This is a genomic window from Amycolatopsis sp. NPDC059235 (genome assembly GCF_042754125.1).
GTDB classification, from domain to species: domain Bacteria; phylum Actinomycetota; class Actinomycetes; order Mycobacteriales; family Pseudonocardiaceae; genus Amycolatopsis; species Amycolatopsis albidoflava.
This window is the reverse complement of the sequence record NZ_JBHZAG010000020.1, coordinates 1-15,322: the sequence shown is the minus strand read 5'-3', so window position 1 is coordinate 15,322 and position 15,322 is coordinate 1. Positions and strand designations below refer to the sequence as shown.

General features: G+C 65.6%; 15 protein-coding genes. 14 read left to right on the top strand and 1 reads right to left on the bottom strand.

The window, feature by feature from the left end; genetic code table 11:
* Positions 1 to 132: 132 nt before the first annotated feature.
* Positions 133 to 360 (bottom strand): hypothetical protein, encoded by a 228-nt coding sequence (locus ACFXI3_RS15745; protein ID WP_378400072.1) that lies wholly within the window; start codon positions 358 to 360, stop codon positions 133 to 135.
* A 117-nt stretch (positions 361 to 477) separates the two neighbouring features.
* Here ACFXI3_RS15745 and ACFXI3_RS15740 point away from each other — a divergent pair, with 117 nt between their 5' ends.
* From ACFXI3_RS15740 to ACFXI3_RS15675, 14 genes are all read left to right on the top strand, one after another.
* Positions 478 to 966: a hypothetical protein gene (locus ACFXI3_RS15740; protein ID WP_378400071.1), complete on the top strand. Its 489-nt coding sequence runs from the start codon at positions 478 to 480 to the stop codon at positions 964 to 966.
* Complete coding sequence (locus ACFXI3_RS15735; protein ID WP_378400070.1) at positions 956 to 1,465, top strand: hypothetical protein; 510 nt, start codon at positions 956 to 958, stop codon at positions 1,463 to 1,465. The genes ACFXI3_RS15740 and ACFXI3_RS15735 overlap by 11 nt, the downstream gene beginning before the upstream one ends.
* Before the next feature lie 143 nt (positions 1,466 to 1,608).
* A complete protein-coding gene (locus tag ACFXI3_RS15730; protein ID WP_378400069.1) occupies positions 1,609 to 2,151 on the top strand; it encodes a hypothetical protein in 543 nt (180 codons plus the stop codon).
* A 229-nt stretch (positions 2,152 to 2,380) separates the two neighbouring features.
* On the top strand, positions 2,381 to 3,064 hold the full coding sequence (gene dprA / locus ACFXI3_RS15725; RefSeq protein WP_378400068.1) for a DNA-processing protein DprA: 684 nt from the start codon (positions 2,381 to 2,383) through the stop codon (positions 3,062 to 3,064).
* A gap of 365 nt (positions 3,065 to 3,429) precedes the next feature.
* On the top strand, positions 3,430 to 4,470 hold the full coding sequence (locus ACFXI3_RS15720) for a hypothetical protein (RefSeq protein WP_378400067.1): 1,041 nt from the start codon (positions 3,430 to 3,432) through the stop codon (positions 4,468 to 4,470).
* A complete protein-coding gene (locus ACFXI3_RS15715) occupies positions 4,464 to 5,336 on the top strand; it encodes a hypothetical protein (protein WP_378400066.1) in 873 nt (290 codons plus the stop codon). The genes ACFXI3_RS15720 and ACFXI3_RS15715 overlap by 7 nt, the downstream gene beginning before the upstream one ends.
* Before the next feature lie 219 nt (positions 5,337 to 5,555).
* Complete coding sequence (locus ACFXI3_RS15710) at positions 5,556 to 7,223, top strand: hypothetical protein (protein WP_378400065.1); 1,668 nt, start codon at positions 5,556 to 5,558, stop codon at positions 7,221 to 7,223.
* 88 nt (positions 7,224 to 7,311) lie between these two features.
* Positions 7,312 to 8,277: a bifunctional DNA primase/polymerase gene (locus ACFXI3_RS15705; protein WP_378400064.1), complete on the top strand. Its 966-nt coding sequence runs from the start codon at positions 7,312 to 7,314 to the stop codon at positions 8,275 to 8,277.
* A gap of 187 nt (positions 8,278 to 8,464) precedes the next feature.
* Positions 8,465 to 10,009, top strand: coding sequence for a DUF4192 domain-containing protein (locus ACFXI3_RS15700; RefSeq protein WP_378400063.1), 1,545 nt, complete (start codon positions 8,465 to 8,467; stop codon positions 10,007 to 10,009).
* 77 nt (positions 10,010 to 10,086) lie between these two features.
* Positions 10,087 to 11,640 (top strand): DUF4192 domain-containing protein, encoded by a 1,554-nt coding sequence (locus ACFXI3_RS15695; RefSeq protein ID WP_378400062.1) that lies wholly within the window; start codon positions 10,087 to 10,089, stop codon positions 11,638 to 11,640.
* A gap of 43 nt (positions 11,641 to 11,683) precedes the next feature.
* The gene (locus ACFXI3_RS15690) at positions 11,684 to 11,950 is read left to right on the top strand and encodes a single-stranded DNA-binding protein (protein WP_378400147.1); all 267 of its coding nucleotides are present in this window, start codon (positions 11,684 to 11,686) and stop codon (positions 11,948 to 11,950) included.
* 287 nt (positions 11,951 to 12,237) lie between these two features.
* Positions 12,238 to 13,299: a pentapeptide repeat-containing protein gene (locus ACFXI3_RS15685; RefSeq protein WP_378400061.1), complete on the top strand. Its 1,062-nt coding sequence runs from the start codon at positions 12,238 to 12,240 to the stop codon at positions 13,297 to 13,299.
* A gap of 649 nt (positions 13,300 to 13,948) precedes the next feature.
* Positions 13,949 to 14,410, top strand: a complete 462-nt coding sequence (locus ACFXI3_RS15680; RefSeq protein ID WP_378400060.1) for a single-stranded DNA-binding protein — start codon at positions 13,949 to 13,951, stop codon at positions 14,408 to 14,410.
* Positions 14,411 to 14,835: 425 nt separating this feature from the next.
* Positions 14,836 to 15,279, top strand: a complete 444-nt coding sequence (locus ACFXI3_RS15675; RefSeq protein ID WP_378400059.1) for a hypothetical protein — start codon at positions 14,836 to 14,838, stop codon at positions 15,277 to 15,279.
* Positions 15,280 to 15,322 lie beyond the last annotated feature (43 nt).

Below are 15,322 nucleotides of genomic sequence, written 5' to 3'. Positions count from 1 at the left end.
CCCTCACCGAGGACGGCGTCACCGCAGCAACCGCCCGAGCACTACGAACGGCCATGCACCGCCTGCTCACCGGAACCGCGCGCCACACCGACGGACAGCTGACCAAGCAAAACTTGTGGAAAGAAGCCCGAGTCAGCCGCGCGACCATGAACCGCGCGCACCATCCTCGCGGAATGGGACGACCAGGTCGCTCAACGCAGCACCGCAGATCCCGAAGCCTCCCGCCGCGACGAAGAAATCCACGAACTGCAACAAAAACTCGCCACCCAAAAGCGCGAATACACCGACCTCCAACGACGTCTCGACGCCGCCACCACCGCAATCGCCGCACTGCACCACGACAACACCCTGCTCCGACAAGAACTCGCACACCACCGCGCTGACGTCATCCCCATCCGCCCCACAGCCAGTCAGTGACCTAACTCACAAGCCCTGCTCGACGGCTCCGCGCAACTCCGCAACCCGACGGAGGACCACATGCCATGTCTCGTGAGACACACAAATCATCAAGAACACGATTCCGGGGACTTCTTCAGTGACGCTCATCTGTCAGCCTGGCTGCGCGTCATCGCTAGCGCGCCGACCACCAGCTTTTACGCCTACACAAAGGAAGTATCCGCATTTCGGACGCTCGCTGAACCAGACCCGCCGCGCAACTTCTGGTGGGTCTACTCCTACGGCGGCAGGCAAGACGACCAACTCAACCCGTCGACAGACCGTGTCGCAGACGTCTTTCCGGACGCCAGTGCGATCACCGAAGCCGGCTGGCACTCGCAAGAAGAGTTGGACTTGCTCGCCGTCCTGGGACCCACGCCCGTCGGCATTCCCGCCAACAATATCGCACGCTACAAGGCTCTCCAAGCAGGTCGCCGGTGGAGCCACTGGCAGACCGCGGTCAACGCCGCTCGCCGCGACCGGATCGAACGAGCCTCGCGAACCAAGAGGAACCCGTTCCATGAACCCTGACAACCCTCCCGTTCCCGCATGGCTGTCCGGCCGGCCGCTCGTCGGCGGACTAGTCGTGCCGTGGATAACGCCGAAACTGCCAGACGGTCGATACGTGTTCGGCAGTATCGAGCAGACCTACGCCGAACAGGCCCTCGTGCACCGATTGTGCGGCGTGTGCGGGCACCGTCTCGCACCCCATCCTGTCGTCCTTCTCTTGCGGGCGTCCGATCTTCCTCGGCAATGCACGAGCGAACCAGCCCTGCACCCGCAATGTTCGGCCTACACTGCCGTCGCTTGTCCCATGGTCAATGGAACGCTCGCGACCTACCGCACCACACCCGTACCGGGCGTGCCTGTAACAGCGGGCTCTTCGAGTCGTCGCGGTGCTCGGGCCGAACGTTGGTTTTCGGTGTGGCTGGACGATTACCACGTCGTCGTCGACCACGGTCATTTGGCGGCCTCGTACCGCGGCGAACACCCGCTGCGGATCCGCCCGATCGCACGGCAGCTGCGGTGACGGCCTGCCGCGCACATCGCCCTCTCGGTGCCCGCGCGTTCGTTTTCCGCGCGGGCACCGAGAGGCGAAACCCCTGCTTTCCAACACGTTGACGCACGCCACTGCCACACGCACGACAGGCCTTCTCGACAGGAGTATCTCCGATGATCTCGCGCGCCGGCTACGACCCGACCACCCCGGATCCCGCCAAGGTTGAACAGCTTCGCGCGCGAGCCGCTGAGGCAGAGCAGCTCGCCGTGCTGCGGAACGCCAGCCTCGAAGAAGTCGCGGGTTACGCCGAGCAGTTGCGCATCTATGTCGCCGACTTCACCGATGACTCGTACACCCAGTTCAGGGCAACGTCGTACCCGCCGAAGGGTCCGCACGACGTCACCGAACGCATGAACAGCCTCGCGGAAACACTGGCGCGCGCCGCCGCCGGATACGCCCACGCGCGCAGCAAAGACATCGACTGCCCACGAATCGCCGACGATCTCGCCGCCCGTGGATGGATCTCACGCCCTGACCGCACACTGCCTCCGCTTGACGAACTCCGCGACGCGCGAGGCTACCGTCGCGGATGCGTCCGGGGAGCAGAAACTCTCACCTTGTGGTTCACCAGCCCGGGTTCCCTGGCGTACGCCAAATCCAGTGCCCACGGCACCCTCCGAACCGCCGCCGAGGTGCGAGCTGTGATCAGCGGCTGAACCGATCACCATCGCGTCCCCCGGCTGTCCCGCGATTTCTCTGGAGGAACCGACCATGCCATCACAATCAGAACTGCACGCCCGCCTCTACCTGCTCGGCGCCGCAGAACCACCGGCACCCAACGTCCACTGCTATGTCACCGACGTAGGGCCGGTCGAAGCTGCTGAACAGATCTGGCAAGGCACCGCCCCTGCCGCCGTCCTCAACGAGATCGCTCGGTCCGACGCGGTGATCAACGACGATCTGCACGCTCTCGACTCAGGCACTGCGCGCCTGGTCACGCCCGAAGACGACGACTGGCCGATCGTCCGGTTGACGGGCCTCGCCGGCGCTCCCCTTGCCCTTTGGGTGCGCGGAAACGGCAGCCTCGCCGACCTCACCCGATCTGCAGTCACGATCACCGGTACCCGCGCATCAACACCGTACGGTCACACCGTCTCCGCGGATCTCGGCAACGAACTAGCCCGCGCCGGTGCCACGGTCATCAGCGGCGGCGGCTTCGGGATAGATGAAGCCGCACACCGCGGTGCCCTGGCCGCCGACGGCACCACCATTGTCGTGCTTGCCACCGGCGTCGACCAGAATTACCCGTTGTCCCACGCGCGGCTCTACCAGGCCGTGATCGAAGAGGGCGGACTTCTGGTCAGCGAATATCCCATCGGCACTCGCCCTGCTCGCGTCCGGTTTCACGCAAGCTGCCGACTGCTGGCAGCCCTTTCGCAGGCGACTGTCATCGTCGAAGCCGGGCAGCGCAGCGGCGTGCTTGCCGTCGCCCGCGCTGCCGGTGAACTCGGCCGCATCGTCTACGGAGTGCCCGGACCGATTCACTCCGCCGCGTCCGCGGGCGTGAACGAACTGCTCCGCACGCAAGCCGCCGAGATAGCCACCTCGGCCGAACACATCACCCTTTAGCAGATTGAGGACGTCCTGCCCCAACGCTTCTCGACACAGCCGGTCCTATTCAAGATCCAGCCCAGCTACCAAGAAGCTAAGGCTCCCAACGGCACTGAGAGAAACAGTCGTATGCGGCGAACCAGTGCAGGTTCTGCGCCGACGCGACGCCGACAGCCGTAAGCCGCACCAACAGTAGCGAGGGCGGTGCGCGGCGGGTGTCTGCACCGACCACCAGTCGGCGACCACGCCCACCGCACACCGCCCTCGCTCTTCGGGACGCGGCCCACGCCCGTGGGCCGCCGGCACCGCCGGCCCACGCCTCCCTACCGCCGCTGCTCGAACAACAGCCGGGCGAGGGGTGGCTCGCGCCCGAGGAGTCACGATTGGCTACCACAACCCAAGATGAGGACGTCTGCATTCATTGCGCTACCGAAGTAGTTCCCGGGTGCACGCGTACTAACGTCGACGACGAACTCGTCTGTGACGATTGCACGCCACTGTACTATTTCCGATGCGATAACTGCGCGCACATCTTCCGCGTGCTGCTGACCGTCGAGGACGACAGCGAGTCGCTGTGCGACGACTGTGCCGCGGATGCCGGATACCACGAGTGCCTTGACTGCACATACCTGGTGCGCGGCCGCGCCCGGTGTACCGACTGCGCCGACCGACTGCTGGGGTCTTGGGACGACCACGTCTACAGCTCCGACTACAAGCCATACCCGCGATTCCACGGCACCGGCCCGCTATTCCTCGGGATGGAACTGGAAATCAACACCCCAGACCGCGACACGCAGCTCTGCCAACTTTGCGAAGACCGGCTCGGCGGATTGGCCTACCTGAAAGAGGACGGCTCGATCACGGTCGGGTTCGAGCTGGTGACGCACCCGATGTCGCTTGCCTGGGCGCAGGACAACTTTCCCTGGAGTCTGCTCGACGAGCTGGCGGCCCGCGGCTGTCGCACGACCGACGACGTCGGGCTCCACATCCACGTCAGCCGGGAGGCGTTCGACGGTCGCAGCCACGTGTTCCGGTGGATGAAGTTCATCTACCGCAATGCCGCCAAGGTGCAGCAGCTCGCGCGCCGACAAGATTCGAGCTGGGCACAGTTCTCCCCGCGTGAGCGCGCGGGCATCAAGGAGATTTGCAAGGGCGACCACAACCGGCCTCGTTACTCGGCGATCAACGTGCAGAACGATGACACGTTCGAACTCCGGATGTTCGCCAGCAGCATCAAGCCCCAGGAGGTGCAGGCCGCGCTCGCGTTCGCCGATGCCGGTGTCCGCTACACCCAGCAGCTGACGCTCAGGGCCATCGTCCGCGACGACGGCTGGTCTTGGGACGCGTTCCTCGACTGGGCAGCAGACCGGCCGGAGTACGACGTCCTCTCGCGCGAATGCGAGGCACTCGCGTGTGCATGCTGACCTACCTTCCGGCCGGAGTTCTGCCTGACGCTGCGGCCTTGGCCAACGGTGCCGAACTGAACCCGCACGGCCACGGCTACGCGGTCGTCACCGCACAGGGCATCATCGTCGGCAAGTCTTTCGATTTCGCGGAATCGCTGGAGACGTTCACCCGTATTCGACAGGAACACTCCGGTGGACCGGCGTTGTTCCACAGCCGGTTCCGCACGCATGGGAAGACCTCAGAGGCGAACATCCACCCGTTCAAGGTCAACCTCAGCTCCAGCACCGTGTTGGCACACAACGGTATTCTTCCGGCGAGCGTCCAGCCCACCCGCCGTCAGAAGAAATCCGACACCCGGATCTTCGCCGAAGACTGCCTGGGCAAGTCGATCTCGGACGACTTCGACAATGAAGCCACGCGCTTCGTCCTCGAACGCTGGCTCGGTCCGTGGAACAAAGTCGTTGTGCTCACGGCAGACCCTCGCTACTCCGCGCAATCCTATCTGTTCAATGAGAAGGCCGGCATCTGGGACGACGGGATCTGGTACTCCAACTCCGACTTCCAGCCTCTCGTGCCGGTGGCCCGAGGCGCGTTCAGCGGAATGTGCATCGCGTGCGACAGCATGGACTCGGCTGATCTCAGAGGGATCTGCGTAGTCTGCGGCAGCTGCGTCGAGTGCGCGTCGCTTCCCGGTTGCTGTGCACGCTGGTGCCCTCGCATCTGGGCGCTCCCCCTATGCGAAGAGTGCGGACTTCCAGCCGACGAATGCGAATGGCCCACGGAGACCGACAAGACAATGCAACTCGCGCTGCCAACCTCGGTGCCTGTATCCACGATAGCCGGCCCGCCGATGCGCCTGTACCGGCGAGACAACACACGCTAGCGCAGCGCACCGGGCACAGACCGGATCGCTGATCCCCGCGCCAACCAGGCGGAACCCCATCACGTCATCGCGTCCGCAAAGGACCTTCCGACGGTTCCGCCTGGTTGGGCGCAGGCGATCCGCCCATGCCCGACGGCTGCGCTCGAGCACGCCCGTCCCGCAAGGGACAACCGCGCCGTCAGTCACGGCGGCGCTGAATTCCTTCTGCAAGGAGCTTGGATGCGCACCACCAGCGACCTCACCGCCGAACCTGATCACGCAGAAACCGCCGAGGAGACCGTGCCGATGCAGCGCTCGATCCTCGGCCCCGCCGACGAAGAGGAATTGGCAGCGTGGGAATCCCAGTGGGGACACGAAGTCGACACCATCGTGCACGCCGACCCGAACGAGATCGTGCTGGAGGACAACGTCCGGTCGCTCCAGGTGAAGACTCGGGCAGCGACGGTGCGCAACTACCAGCAGTCCGGCGTCACTACTGCCGCGAACGGATACCGGTCTACGGACGGCACGATCGTCGTCAGGTCCGGGCAGCGGCGCGTCCTGCACGCTCGCAAAGCCGGCACGACCGTGCCGGTCTGGATGCACCTGCCCCCGCAAGGCGACGACCAGGCTCGTGAGATCGACCGGGTCCTGGAGCAGCTCGACGAGAACGACCACCGAGAGCCGCTCACACACCAGGAGAATACCCAGGCCTACCAGTACCTTATCGACCTGGGAATCTCGCCGACCAGGCTCGCGCGGCGACGCGGTCAGCGGCGCAAGGTCGTGCAGGAAACTCTCGCCGTGGGGTCCAGCGAGCTGGCGACCAAGGCCGGCGACCGCTACGGACTGACCCTCCCGCAGCTCGCCGAGATCGCGTGGTTCGACCAGCAAGGCAGGACCGAGCAGGCGAAGGAACTGATCCTCACGGCCAACGAGCGGCCGCGCAACTTCGAGATGCTGGCGCAGAAGTTCCGCAGCGACCTGCGGGAAGCCGAGATCCGCCAGGAACTCGTGGACGCCGTGACCGCAGAATTCGACGCCGCCGACGTCACGGTGCTGGCCGAAGACAGCGACGAAGCCGACGCCGCGCTGCCCTTGATCGACCTCCGTCCCAGCCCGGACTCGCCCTGCGGAACCGAACTCACGGCCGACGAGCACGCATCCTGCCCGGGTCACTGCGTACGAGTGGGACGCCGGTATCTGCGAGACGATGAGGAGGACCCGCACGGCATCGGCTATGTCATGGTCGCTCCCTATGCGTGCCACAACTTCCGCGCACACGGGCATGCGCTCCGCTGGGCACCGGACAACCGCGCCGACGCCCCGGCAGAGAACGATGACCGTGACGCAGAAGTGCAGTGGAATCGCGCGCAGTGGCGGTGGTTCCGGGACAATAACAAGCTGTGGGATGGCGCCAAACCCAAGCGGCTCGATTGGCTGAAGTCCTTCGCCGTGCGTCCCCAGGTCCCGACGGGCCTGCAGAACTGGATCGCGATCCAGAAGGTGAACGGGGACAAGCCTCTGGTCCGTGCGATGGAACGTGGGCACACCCTGGCTCGTGATCTCCTCGGCGACGAAGATCTCGCCGCCTACGCCGGGCGGCTGAGCGCCAAGCAGGCGACCGCGTTCGACGCGTTCTTGACCCTCGCCGCGCACGAAGAAGCGCTGCAGCGCGACCGCAGCCCTTGGCGTGCGCCGACACACCTGCAGCAGCAGTACCTGCAGACGCTCCAGGACTTCGGCCACACCCTGTCCGACATCGAGCTGAAGGTTCTGACACCGGACGACGAGGCCGAGGCCGTTACTCGGCTTCTCGAGGAACAGGACAGCAGCGAGGTGGGCGTCGACGACGACCCGGACACGGCGCTCACGCCCGCCGACGACCAGACGACCGACCACGACTGATCTTGCCGAGCAGCGCGGCGGCGGGCGCCGCATTCGCATCCGCCGCCGCGTTCCGCGGCCATGTTTCCCTGCACGACGGGAGCCGACCATGCACCCTTCCCGAGTTCACCTGGCACTGCCTAGCCGACCGGACCTGACCTTTCCCTCGGTCGAAGGTCCCCGTCGGCTTCTGGCCGCCGCGCTCTGGTGCGCAGCGCGAGGCTGGGCGGTGTTCCCGCTCAAGGCCGGACGCAAGATCCCGGCGGTCGAAGGCTGGCAGCAGCGGGCCACCAGGGACCCCGCCACCATCATCGGCTGGTGGCGCAGTCATCCCGCCGACAATGTCGGCATCGCCTGCGGCCCCTCCGATCTCCTTGTCCTCGACCTTGACGCGCCGCGCGCCGCCGGAGATCGAGAACTCCTGCACGGGCGCGATGTACTGGCAAATCTCGCGTACAAAGCCGGTCAGCCGGACCCGGCGGGCACGTTCACGGTCAGCACCCCCGGCGATGAAGAGAGCGAGCACCGATACTTCCGGCAACCTCCCGGCCAAAGCCTTCGCAGCTCGGTCGGAACGTCGCGGCGAGGGTTGGGGCGCCTCGTCGACACTCGCGGCTATGGCGGCCTCGTCGTTGCGCCCGGCTCGGTCCTCGATCACCGCGGACAGCTACAGGCCTACACAGTGCTCCGCGATCTTCCGGCTGCACCGCTCCCGCAGTGGCTCGCCGACCGGTTGACGCCGCCATCACCTCCGCCCATCCCCGCGGGACCCGCTCCCCCGGCGGCGGATCCGCAGGTCGCGGCATACGTCAAGGCTGCGATAGCCGGGGAAAGTCGGCGGGTGCGCGAAGCGGAGGTGGGCGGACGGCACGAAGCGTTGCTGACTGCTGCGAGATCCCTCGGCCAGCTCGCGGCCAACGATTGGATCAGCGACGCCGCCATCACCGAGCAACTCGTCAATGCGGCACGTCGGCACCTCGACGTCGACGACTTCGACTGGGCTGAATTGACCACCACGATCAGAGACGGCATCGCCTACGGCCGCCGATGGCGACGCCAGATCCACCCGCGCTGACGACCTGTCCAGCCTGTCGCGCAGATCCCCGCACCGGAGATTCCAGCACGCCCGCCCGGGCCCGGCCGTCCTCGCATCGTTCGCCGGGCGAGGCGAAAGCCGGGCCCGGCCGCGCGCGCTCAAGCGAACTCGTCCGGCGATCAACGCCGGACGCGCAGGAATCCTTCACGAACAGCTAAGGACACCAATGGACTCCTCTAACGCCACTGGGCGGTTTCTCTCGTCCGTCCCGGCAGTCCTCGGGTTCTACCCAGAAGAATCACTCGTCGTCATGTACTTGAAGCCCGCTGACGACGGACGCCACCTCGTGGGACTCACGATGAGGCTGGACCTCCCCGAGTTCGCCGCAGCACCGGAAAAATGGAGCGCCCAGACGGCTGCGCCACTCCGTGCCCAGCATACCGGCGACGTAATGATATGTGTGGTCTCCGACCGCACAGAACCCTTGCAGGACAACGACCTCCCCTTCCACAACGAGATCGACGTCCTGACCGCCACGACCACGGCCGCCGGGCACAACGTCCGGGGAATCTACTTTCTCCCGAAATTCACCGAAGGAGCCCGGTGGCACTGTTACTGCGGGAGGCCGGGCTGCGGAGGAATCCTGCCAGATCCGCGGTCTTCGATGGGTGCCTTCTCAGCCGCAGCGAGCGGATTCACTGTCCAACCGTCTCGTCAGTCGGTCCAGCAGCTGTTCTCCCGTGCACCTGCCGCCGATCTGGAAACCGTTGGCGGCGCGACACGACGAACATTGGAACGGCATGAGGACACCCCATTGCCGTTTGCCGGTCGGCTTGCCGCTTTCGACGCAGCCGTCGTGGCAACCGGAGAAGGACAACTGCCTGCCGACCACGATCGGGTCGCGGATCTGATCGCTTGCTTCGCTTCGCCCCTATTCCGCGACGCATGCGTTCTGCCCCCGAAGGATCCGCGGCCAGAACTGCAACGGCTCAACCTGCTGCTCCATCTCAATCGCCTTGCGCCTCCGGAACTTCGCCGGCAGATCGGCACCGCGTTGGCGGTCGGATACTGCTTTGCCGGGGACTACCTGCACGCATCGATGGCTGGCGAGTCCGTCCAGCCTCCGACCGCGCTCGCGGAACTTGTCCGGACGATGGTCAACAGCGGCGTCGACCCGAAAGCGCTCGACGACCGATTCACCAGCTATTTCCGCTCCGCGCGCGACAGTGCCGCCCAGGTCCACACCGTCGGCGCACCAACTGACCGACGGCTGCCTCTTCATCGCCTCGTGCAGGACAAGGTTCGGCAGGTCGCCTCCGAGCACGATCGCCAGGACGATCGAGCGCTCCGAACACGCCTCGAACGAATCGACCGTGCAGTCGAACGTGCCGGATTCGGGCTCCCCGAACACGACGAGGACGTCGCGGAACTCGTCGCCAGCATGACCGCGCCGCCGGTATGCATCGCGGCGCTGGTCTCGCCGTCGAGCGGAACCGTCGACGCCGACAGGGTCGCGCTATTCCGTCTCCTGCAGACGGTCGCTCCGCCCGACTACGCGGCCAACATCGCCGGAGCTATCGCTGTGGCCGAACTGACCACGGGCGATCTCGTCCGCGCACGGGCCGCGGCGAGGTCCGTCGACCCGCCATCACTTCTCGCTGAAGCTGTCCTCCACGGGACGCTGACCTCGTCCGCGAAGGTCGTCGGCAACCTGATCGCCGACATCGCGCTCGCCGAACGTCATCGGCTCGAAAGCGCAGAACAAGCCTGAATTCCGGCGGGCACGGCCGAACCGCAAGCCGTGCCCGCCTCCGCATACGCCCTCCGTTGCCTCGCAAAGGAAGTCCCATGTCAGATCCCAAGCCCCCGAACCTCGACGCCGCCGGCCAGTTCCTCGCGAATATCCCGGCTATTGTCGGGTTCTACCCCGCAGAGGCAGTCATCCTGCTCCATCTCCGTCCTGGCGACGACGGCCTCGACCGCGTAGGAGTGACGATGCGGCTCGGCCTCGCCAGCCTCGCCGCCGACCCGGCAGAGTCGGGCAGGACGGTGACAGGCCCGCTCCGGGCACAACCCACCGGAACTGTGATCGCAGTCGTGGTGTCCCACCTAGGCGATGCCGATGCCGAATTGCCCTTGCGCGCGGAAATCGACATTCTCGCCTCCGCGATCACCGAAGCTGGCCATCGGGTCAGGGCAGTCTTCTTCGTCCCGGAGTTCCGCGAGGGTTCCTGGTGGCGCAGCTACTACGACAGGTCAGGGACCTCAGGAATCATGCCCGACCCGACCACGTCGCTGATCGCGATCGCCTCCGCGGATTCCGGGGTCACCATCCAGCCGAGCCGTCAGGCGATCGAAGACCTGTTCCGCCGTGCATCGACCGATGAGCAGGAACGAATCGCGCGTGCGACACGGATCGCAGCCGCACGGCAACAGGAGGCCCCCGAGCCGCTCGCGAAGCGGATCGAAGCCTTCGACGCTGCAGTCGCCTCGGCCGTCGACGGCGAGTTGCCAAGTGCCGACGAAGACATCGCGAATCTCATCGCCAGCTTCTCCTCACCGCTGTTCCGTGACGCCTGCGTTCTTCCTGCGGACGGCCGACACCCCGAGCGCCAGCGCGTCCAGCTGCTGCTGCACCTTCACCGGCTGGCCCCCTCAGCGGAACGTCGCGAGATCTCAGGTGTCCTGGCCGTCGGGTACTACCTGCTTGGCGAATACCTGTACGCGGAAATCGCCACACAGCAAGTCACAATTCCCACCTTGCACGCGGTTCTAGTCGCCAGGAATGTCCAGCGGGCAATCAATCCCTTCGCCCACCGCGGCTCCTTCGCTGAGTACTTCCGCTCCGCACGCTCCGCTGTCGAAAGGACGCGGACGGTCGGTAGCGAATCCGAACGTGATCCCCGCCTGTTGACGCTGGTGGACGAAGCAAAGCGGCAGATCCGGGCTGAACTCGACCGCAATGACCTCCGGGCGCTCAATGCTCGAGTCAACCGCGTTGACTCTGCGGTCAATGCGTGGTCGGTCGGTCGACATCCTCAGTCCGACGAGGAACTCGCCGGACTCGTCGCCGCGGTGGCTTCGCCGCGGGTTGGCCTGGCGGTCCTGCTCCCTTCGGCCGGGCACGACACGGATAGCAGCAGGGTCTCGTTCTTCCGCTGCCTTTTCGAGGTCAGCCCGCTCGACTATGCGAGCGACATCGCAGCCGCGCTCGCCTTCGCCGAGTGCACCCAAGGGAATTTCGAAGCGGCGCGAGCTGCCATATTGGCCATCGACCCGCCGTCGCCTTTCGCCGAGAAAATGCGAGCGCGAACCTTGGATCCCTCCGGCGGAGACCTCACAGTCATTATTGCGAGCCTGGCGCGTGCCGAACGTCGCAGTTTGCTGGACGGCAGCGAGTGAGGGTTGAACACTGAGCGACAAGTAAAAGAAGGCGGACTGTCAAATAGCTGGAGGCACCGCAATCACCGCCGCAGGAAACCTCACCTCGGATCAGGACCTTCGCTTCACTCCGTCCGGTGCGCCGGTCGCGGACTTCACCGTCGCGTCCACCTGCGCACGCTCGACCGGCAGACCGGCGTGCGGAAGGACGGCGACCCGCTGTTTCCTCCGCTGCAACATCTGGTGGCGGGCCTTGGCGATACCGTTCCGCAGCATTCGACGCCTGACCTGGCAGACTGTCGCCCATGTCCTCGTCGCAGGAGCCAGCTGACGGCACCGGTCCTTCCGCCGTGCGCGACGTTGCCCGTAGTCCGGACAGGGGCGCGCAGCCGACGAAAAGGCCGATGCTTCGCCCGATCCCCCGATGGGTGCTTCGTGTCGGGATTCCCGTGATGATTCTTGTGGCGATCGGGACAGTGTGGCTATTTCTCGGAGTCGGCGCAGGGCGCGACCAGCTGGACGCGGTCCGAACCGGTGGCACGATCGGCGTCGGCCTCGGCGGAGCCGTGGCGTTGTGGCTCGCAGTACGTAAGCAGAGGTCCAACCGAACTGGACTTGTTGCAGAAGTACGAAGCTCACGAATTCGCCGAACGCACCGCCGCCGAAACGCTCAAGCATCAGCAACAGGTGGCCAAGGATGCACGTGAGGACGCGACTGGGCGTCGAATCACCGAGTTGTATGGCAAGGCTGCCGACCAGCTCGGATCTGAGCACTCAGCGGTCCGGATCGCGGGCCTGTACGGGTTGGAACGCTTGGCGCAGGACCACTGCGATCCGCGCCTTCGGCAGATGATTGTCAACGTAATATCCGCGTACCTGAGGATGCCGGCCAGGCAGCAGACTGACGAAGGACTCCCTGCGGACGAGCAGGAAGCCGCGGTGCGCTCTATTGCGTTGGACATTCTTTTCAAGCATCTCGGTGGCGTGCCTAGGCGCGGAGTTTGGACCGAGCATGATGACTACTGGGGCCTGTTGGATCTCAATCTATCCGAAGCGTCGCTGCCGGACTTCAATTTCACGGGATTCCGACTGCGATCCGCACGATTTGACGGAACCGACTTCACCGGGGCAGTTCTTTTCGGGAATGGAGAATTTGCCCGGTCTGCAAGGTTTTCGAATGCCAGATTCCGCAAGGGAGCGGACTTCAACAACCTACAGGTTGCGCACCGTGCCCACTTTGACTACGCCAGATTCGATGGTCAGGTTCTATTCTATAACTGTCAATTCACCCATACCATACTACTCCCTTGGGCAAAATTTGACGCCCCGCTAGCATTCGAAAATTGCTATTTTGCGAGGGCGGCTCACTTTTATCGCGCCGAATACCGGGGCGGCATCGAGATTCTGAATAGCGAGCTTCGCGGGACACTCTCGCTTGGGGGTGCTCAAATACATTCAAGAATTCATCTTGCGGGAAACGAGTTTTCTGACCTTGATTCCTTGGATGCCAACTATACCGCCGGCGAGACCAACAGGATTCCCCCATGGGTTACGCTAGGGGAAGGTGAATATAATATTGACCACGAGCTGCCGGACGGACTTGTGGTTGAGGCTACGGCCGAGCGGCCAGGTGACGATTCTGCGCATAAGTGGGGCAGGTTGGTACACATCACCGAGTGATGTCACCTTAACGCCCTGGCGAGCCCATGGACCTTCTACGAGATGCCCCCCATCGGAGGAGTTCACCAGGAAGTCGGTCGTCTACCTCAATCACCAGACCCGCGGCACGTTCGTCCACGGCCAGGCAGACGACTACCTCCACGCGGCGAACGAACTCGAACGAATCGCCCTGCCCGCGGCGGAATCAACCGCAGCGCTGCGAAGGTTCGTTGCCGGAGCAAGCCTCCGCCACGTGACTCCAGGCCGCCGTGCTTCTCCCCGAAGCTGCGCGGCGGCCGGGTTCCATCGCGTTCTGCCGATGGGCGACAAGTAACGCATCACGCTGCTCATCCTCAGCCGTCACGGGAAACCACTTGCCCCGTGACGGACATCGACGTGCCACTGCCGCGACGCCGTCACCGGCCAGTCGTCCGGCGAGGGACGGGAGCGGAGCGCAAACAGCCCAGCACACCCCGGCCGGGGCTGTGAACACCGCGAAGCCTCGGCTTGTCCGTCCGGGTGAACCGGCGCTGCGGACAGCGAGCCCCGGCACGTTCCGCACAGCCGGTTCGCGCCGGACGGGCGAGCCGATCCGCGGCGTACCGGCCCCGCCCGGGGAGCGCTCCAGGCAGGTCGCGTTCCACACCACCGACCCTCACAGGAGGACACGATGGCCGGCGACACCGTCATCACCATCATCGGCAACCTCACTGCCGACCCTGACCTGCGGTTCACCGCGAATGGCACGTCCGTCGCGAACTTCACCATCGCATCGACGCCTCGTACATTCAACCGGTCCACCAGCGAGTTCGAGGACGGAGACCCGTTGTTCATGCGCTGCACGATCTGGAAGGAGAAGGGTGAGAACGTCGCTGAGTCGTTGAAGCGCGGCATGCGAGTGATCGCGCAGGGCCGACTGCGCCAGCGGACCTACGAGACCCGTGACGGCGAGTCGCGGACCGTCGTCGAGCTGACCGTCGACGAGATCGGTCCCTCGCTCAGCTACGCGACCGCGAAGGTCACCAAGGCCTCGCGGAAGACCGCCGCTGACCCGTGGGCCGCCGCACCGGCCGCCGAGGGCGAACTCGTCGGTGCCGGTGCCAGCACGGACTCCGATGCCCCGCCGTTCTGATCCTTGCCGGCCTTCGGCCGGAACGAACCCGGTGGGGTGGGTGGGCGGGGGCGGCCCGCCCCCACCGGGTGTGGGGGGGTTAGTAACGTGGGGCGACCCGAGCTCGGCAAGCCCCCCCGCCCGCCCCCCCTGGTTCTGTGCCTGCGCGGCCCCCCCCCCCCCCCCGGGGGGGGGGGGGGGGGGCCCCCCCCCCCCCCCCCCACCGGTCTGTCGTCGTGATCTCACGGAGGAACACCATGCGCTCGCAACGCGCCCGCGCCCGCGCCCCTCACGATTCGACAAACTGTTCCCGGCACACCGTGAATCCGGCCCGTCCTGAGACAGCGCGCGGACGCCTGCCCCCTGCCGACCGACACCGACTGGCCAGTCGTCGAGACTGGCAAATCTCCCCCAAACGGGCCGGTTTTCCGATCTACGCTCGGATGATGACCCGAATCGCCGCTGGACTTTCCGCACGAGGAATGGTCGATGCCGCCTTCTACGGCGTTCTCCTCGTCGCGGCAGTCTTCGGTGCCATCGCCCTGATCGCCGCCCCTGCGGCAGTCGATCTCATCCGCTTGCCGGTGTACGCAGCGCTCGGCGCAGCAGTTGGGTGGGCTGACTCGCGACGCACACGGCACCCGATCTTCCCGCGGATCGCTCAGCACACACGCGCAGCGGTCGTCTTCGGCGCGGGCATCGTGCCGTGCGTCCTCTCTATCGCGAAAGTGCAAGATCTCGGCTGGGACCAGCCAGTACTTGGGACCACCCTGTTCGTCGGCGGGTGCTCGTCGATTGCCTGGCGCGTTGCGGCCCGACGGCGACTCGCGCGCCGGAGGGCGCACTCTCGGACCGAGCGACGCGAGGCTGAGCCGGTTCAGCCGGGGTGACCACACACCGGTAGTTGGTGGGGTGGTGCGAGCGCTACGCGCT

Excerpts from the sequence above, each read along its gene's own strand:
- ACFXI3_RS15740 (WP_378400071.1), top strand. The coding sequence starts at position 478 with ATGCCATGTCTCGTGAGACACACAAATCATCAAGAACACGATTCCGGG.
- ACFXI3_RS15735 (WP_378400070.1), top strand. The coding sequence starts at position 956 with ATGAACCCTGACAACCCTCCCGTTCCCGCATGGCTGTCCGGCCGGCCG.
- ACFXI3_RS15730 (WP_378400069.1), top strand. The coding sequence starts at position 1,609 with ATGATCTCGCGCGCCGGCTACGACCCGACCACCCCGGATCCCGCCAAG.
- ACFXI3_RS15715 (WP_378400066.1), top strand. The coding sequence starts at position 4,464 with ATGCTGACCTACCTTCCGGCCGGAGTTCTGCCTGACGCTGCGGCCTTG.
- ACFXI3_RS15710 (WP_378400065.1), top strand. The coding sequence starts at position 5,556 with ATGCGCACCACCAGCGACCTCACCGCCGAACCTGATCACGCAGAAACC.
- ACFXI3_RS15705 (WP_378400064.1), top strand. The coding sequence starts at position 7,312 with ATGCACCCTTCCCGAGTTCACCTGGCACTGCCTAGCCGACCGGACCTG.
- ACFXI3_RS15700 (WP_378400063.1), top strand. The coding sequence starts at position 8,465 with ATGGACTCCTCTAACGCCACTGGGCGGTTTCTCTCGTCCGTCCCGGCA.
- ACFXI3_RS15695 (WP_378400062.1), top strand. The coding sequence starts at position 10,087 with ATGTCAGATCCCAAGCCCCCGAACCTCGACGCCGCCGGCCAGTTCCTC.
- ACFXI3_RS15680 (WP_378400060.1), top strand. The coding sequence starts at position 13,949 with ATGGCCGGCGACACCGTCATCACCATCATCGGCAACCTCACTGCCGAC.
- ACFXI3_RS15675 (WP_378400059.1), top strand. The coding sequence starts at position 14,836 with ATGACCCGAATCGCCGCTGGACTTTCCGCACGAGGAATGGTCGATGCC.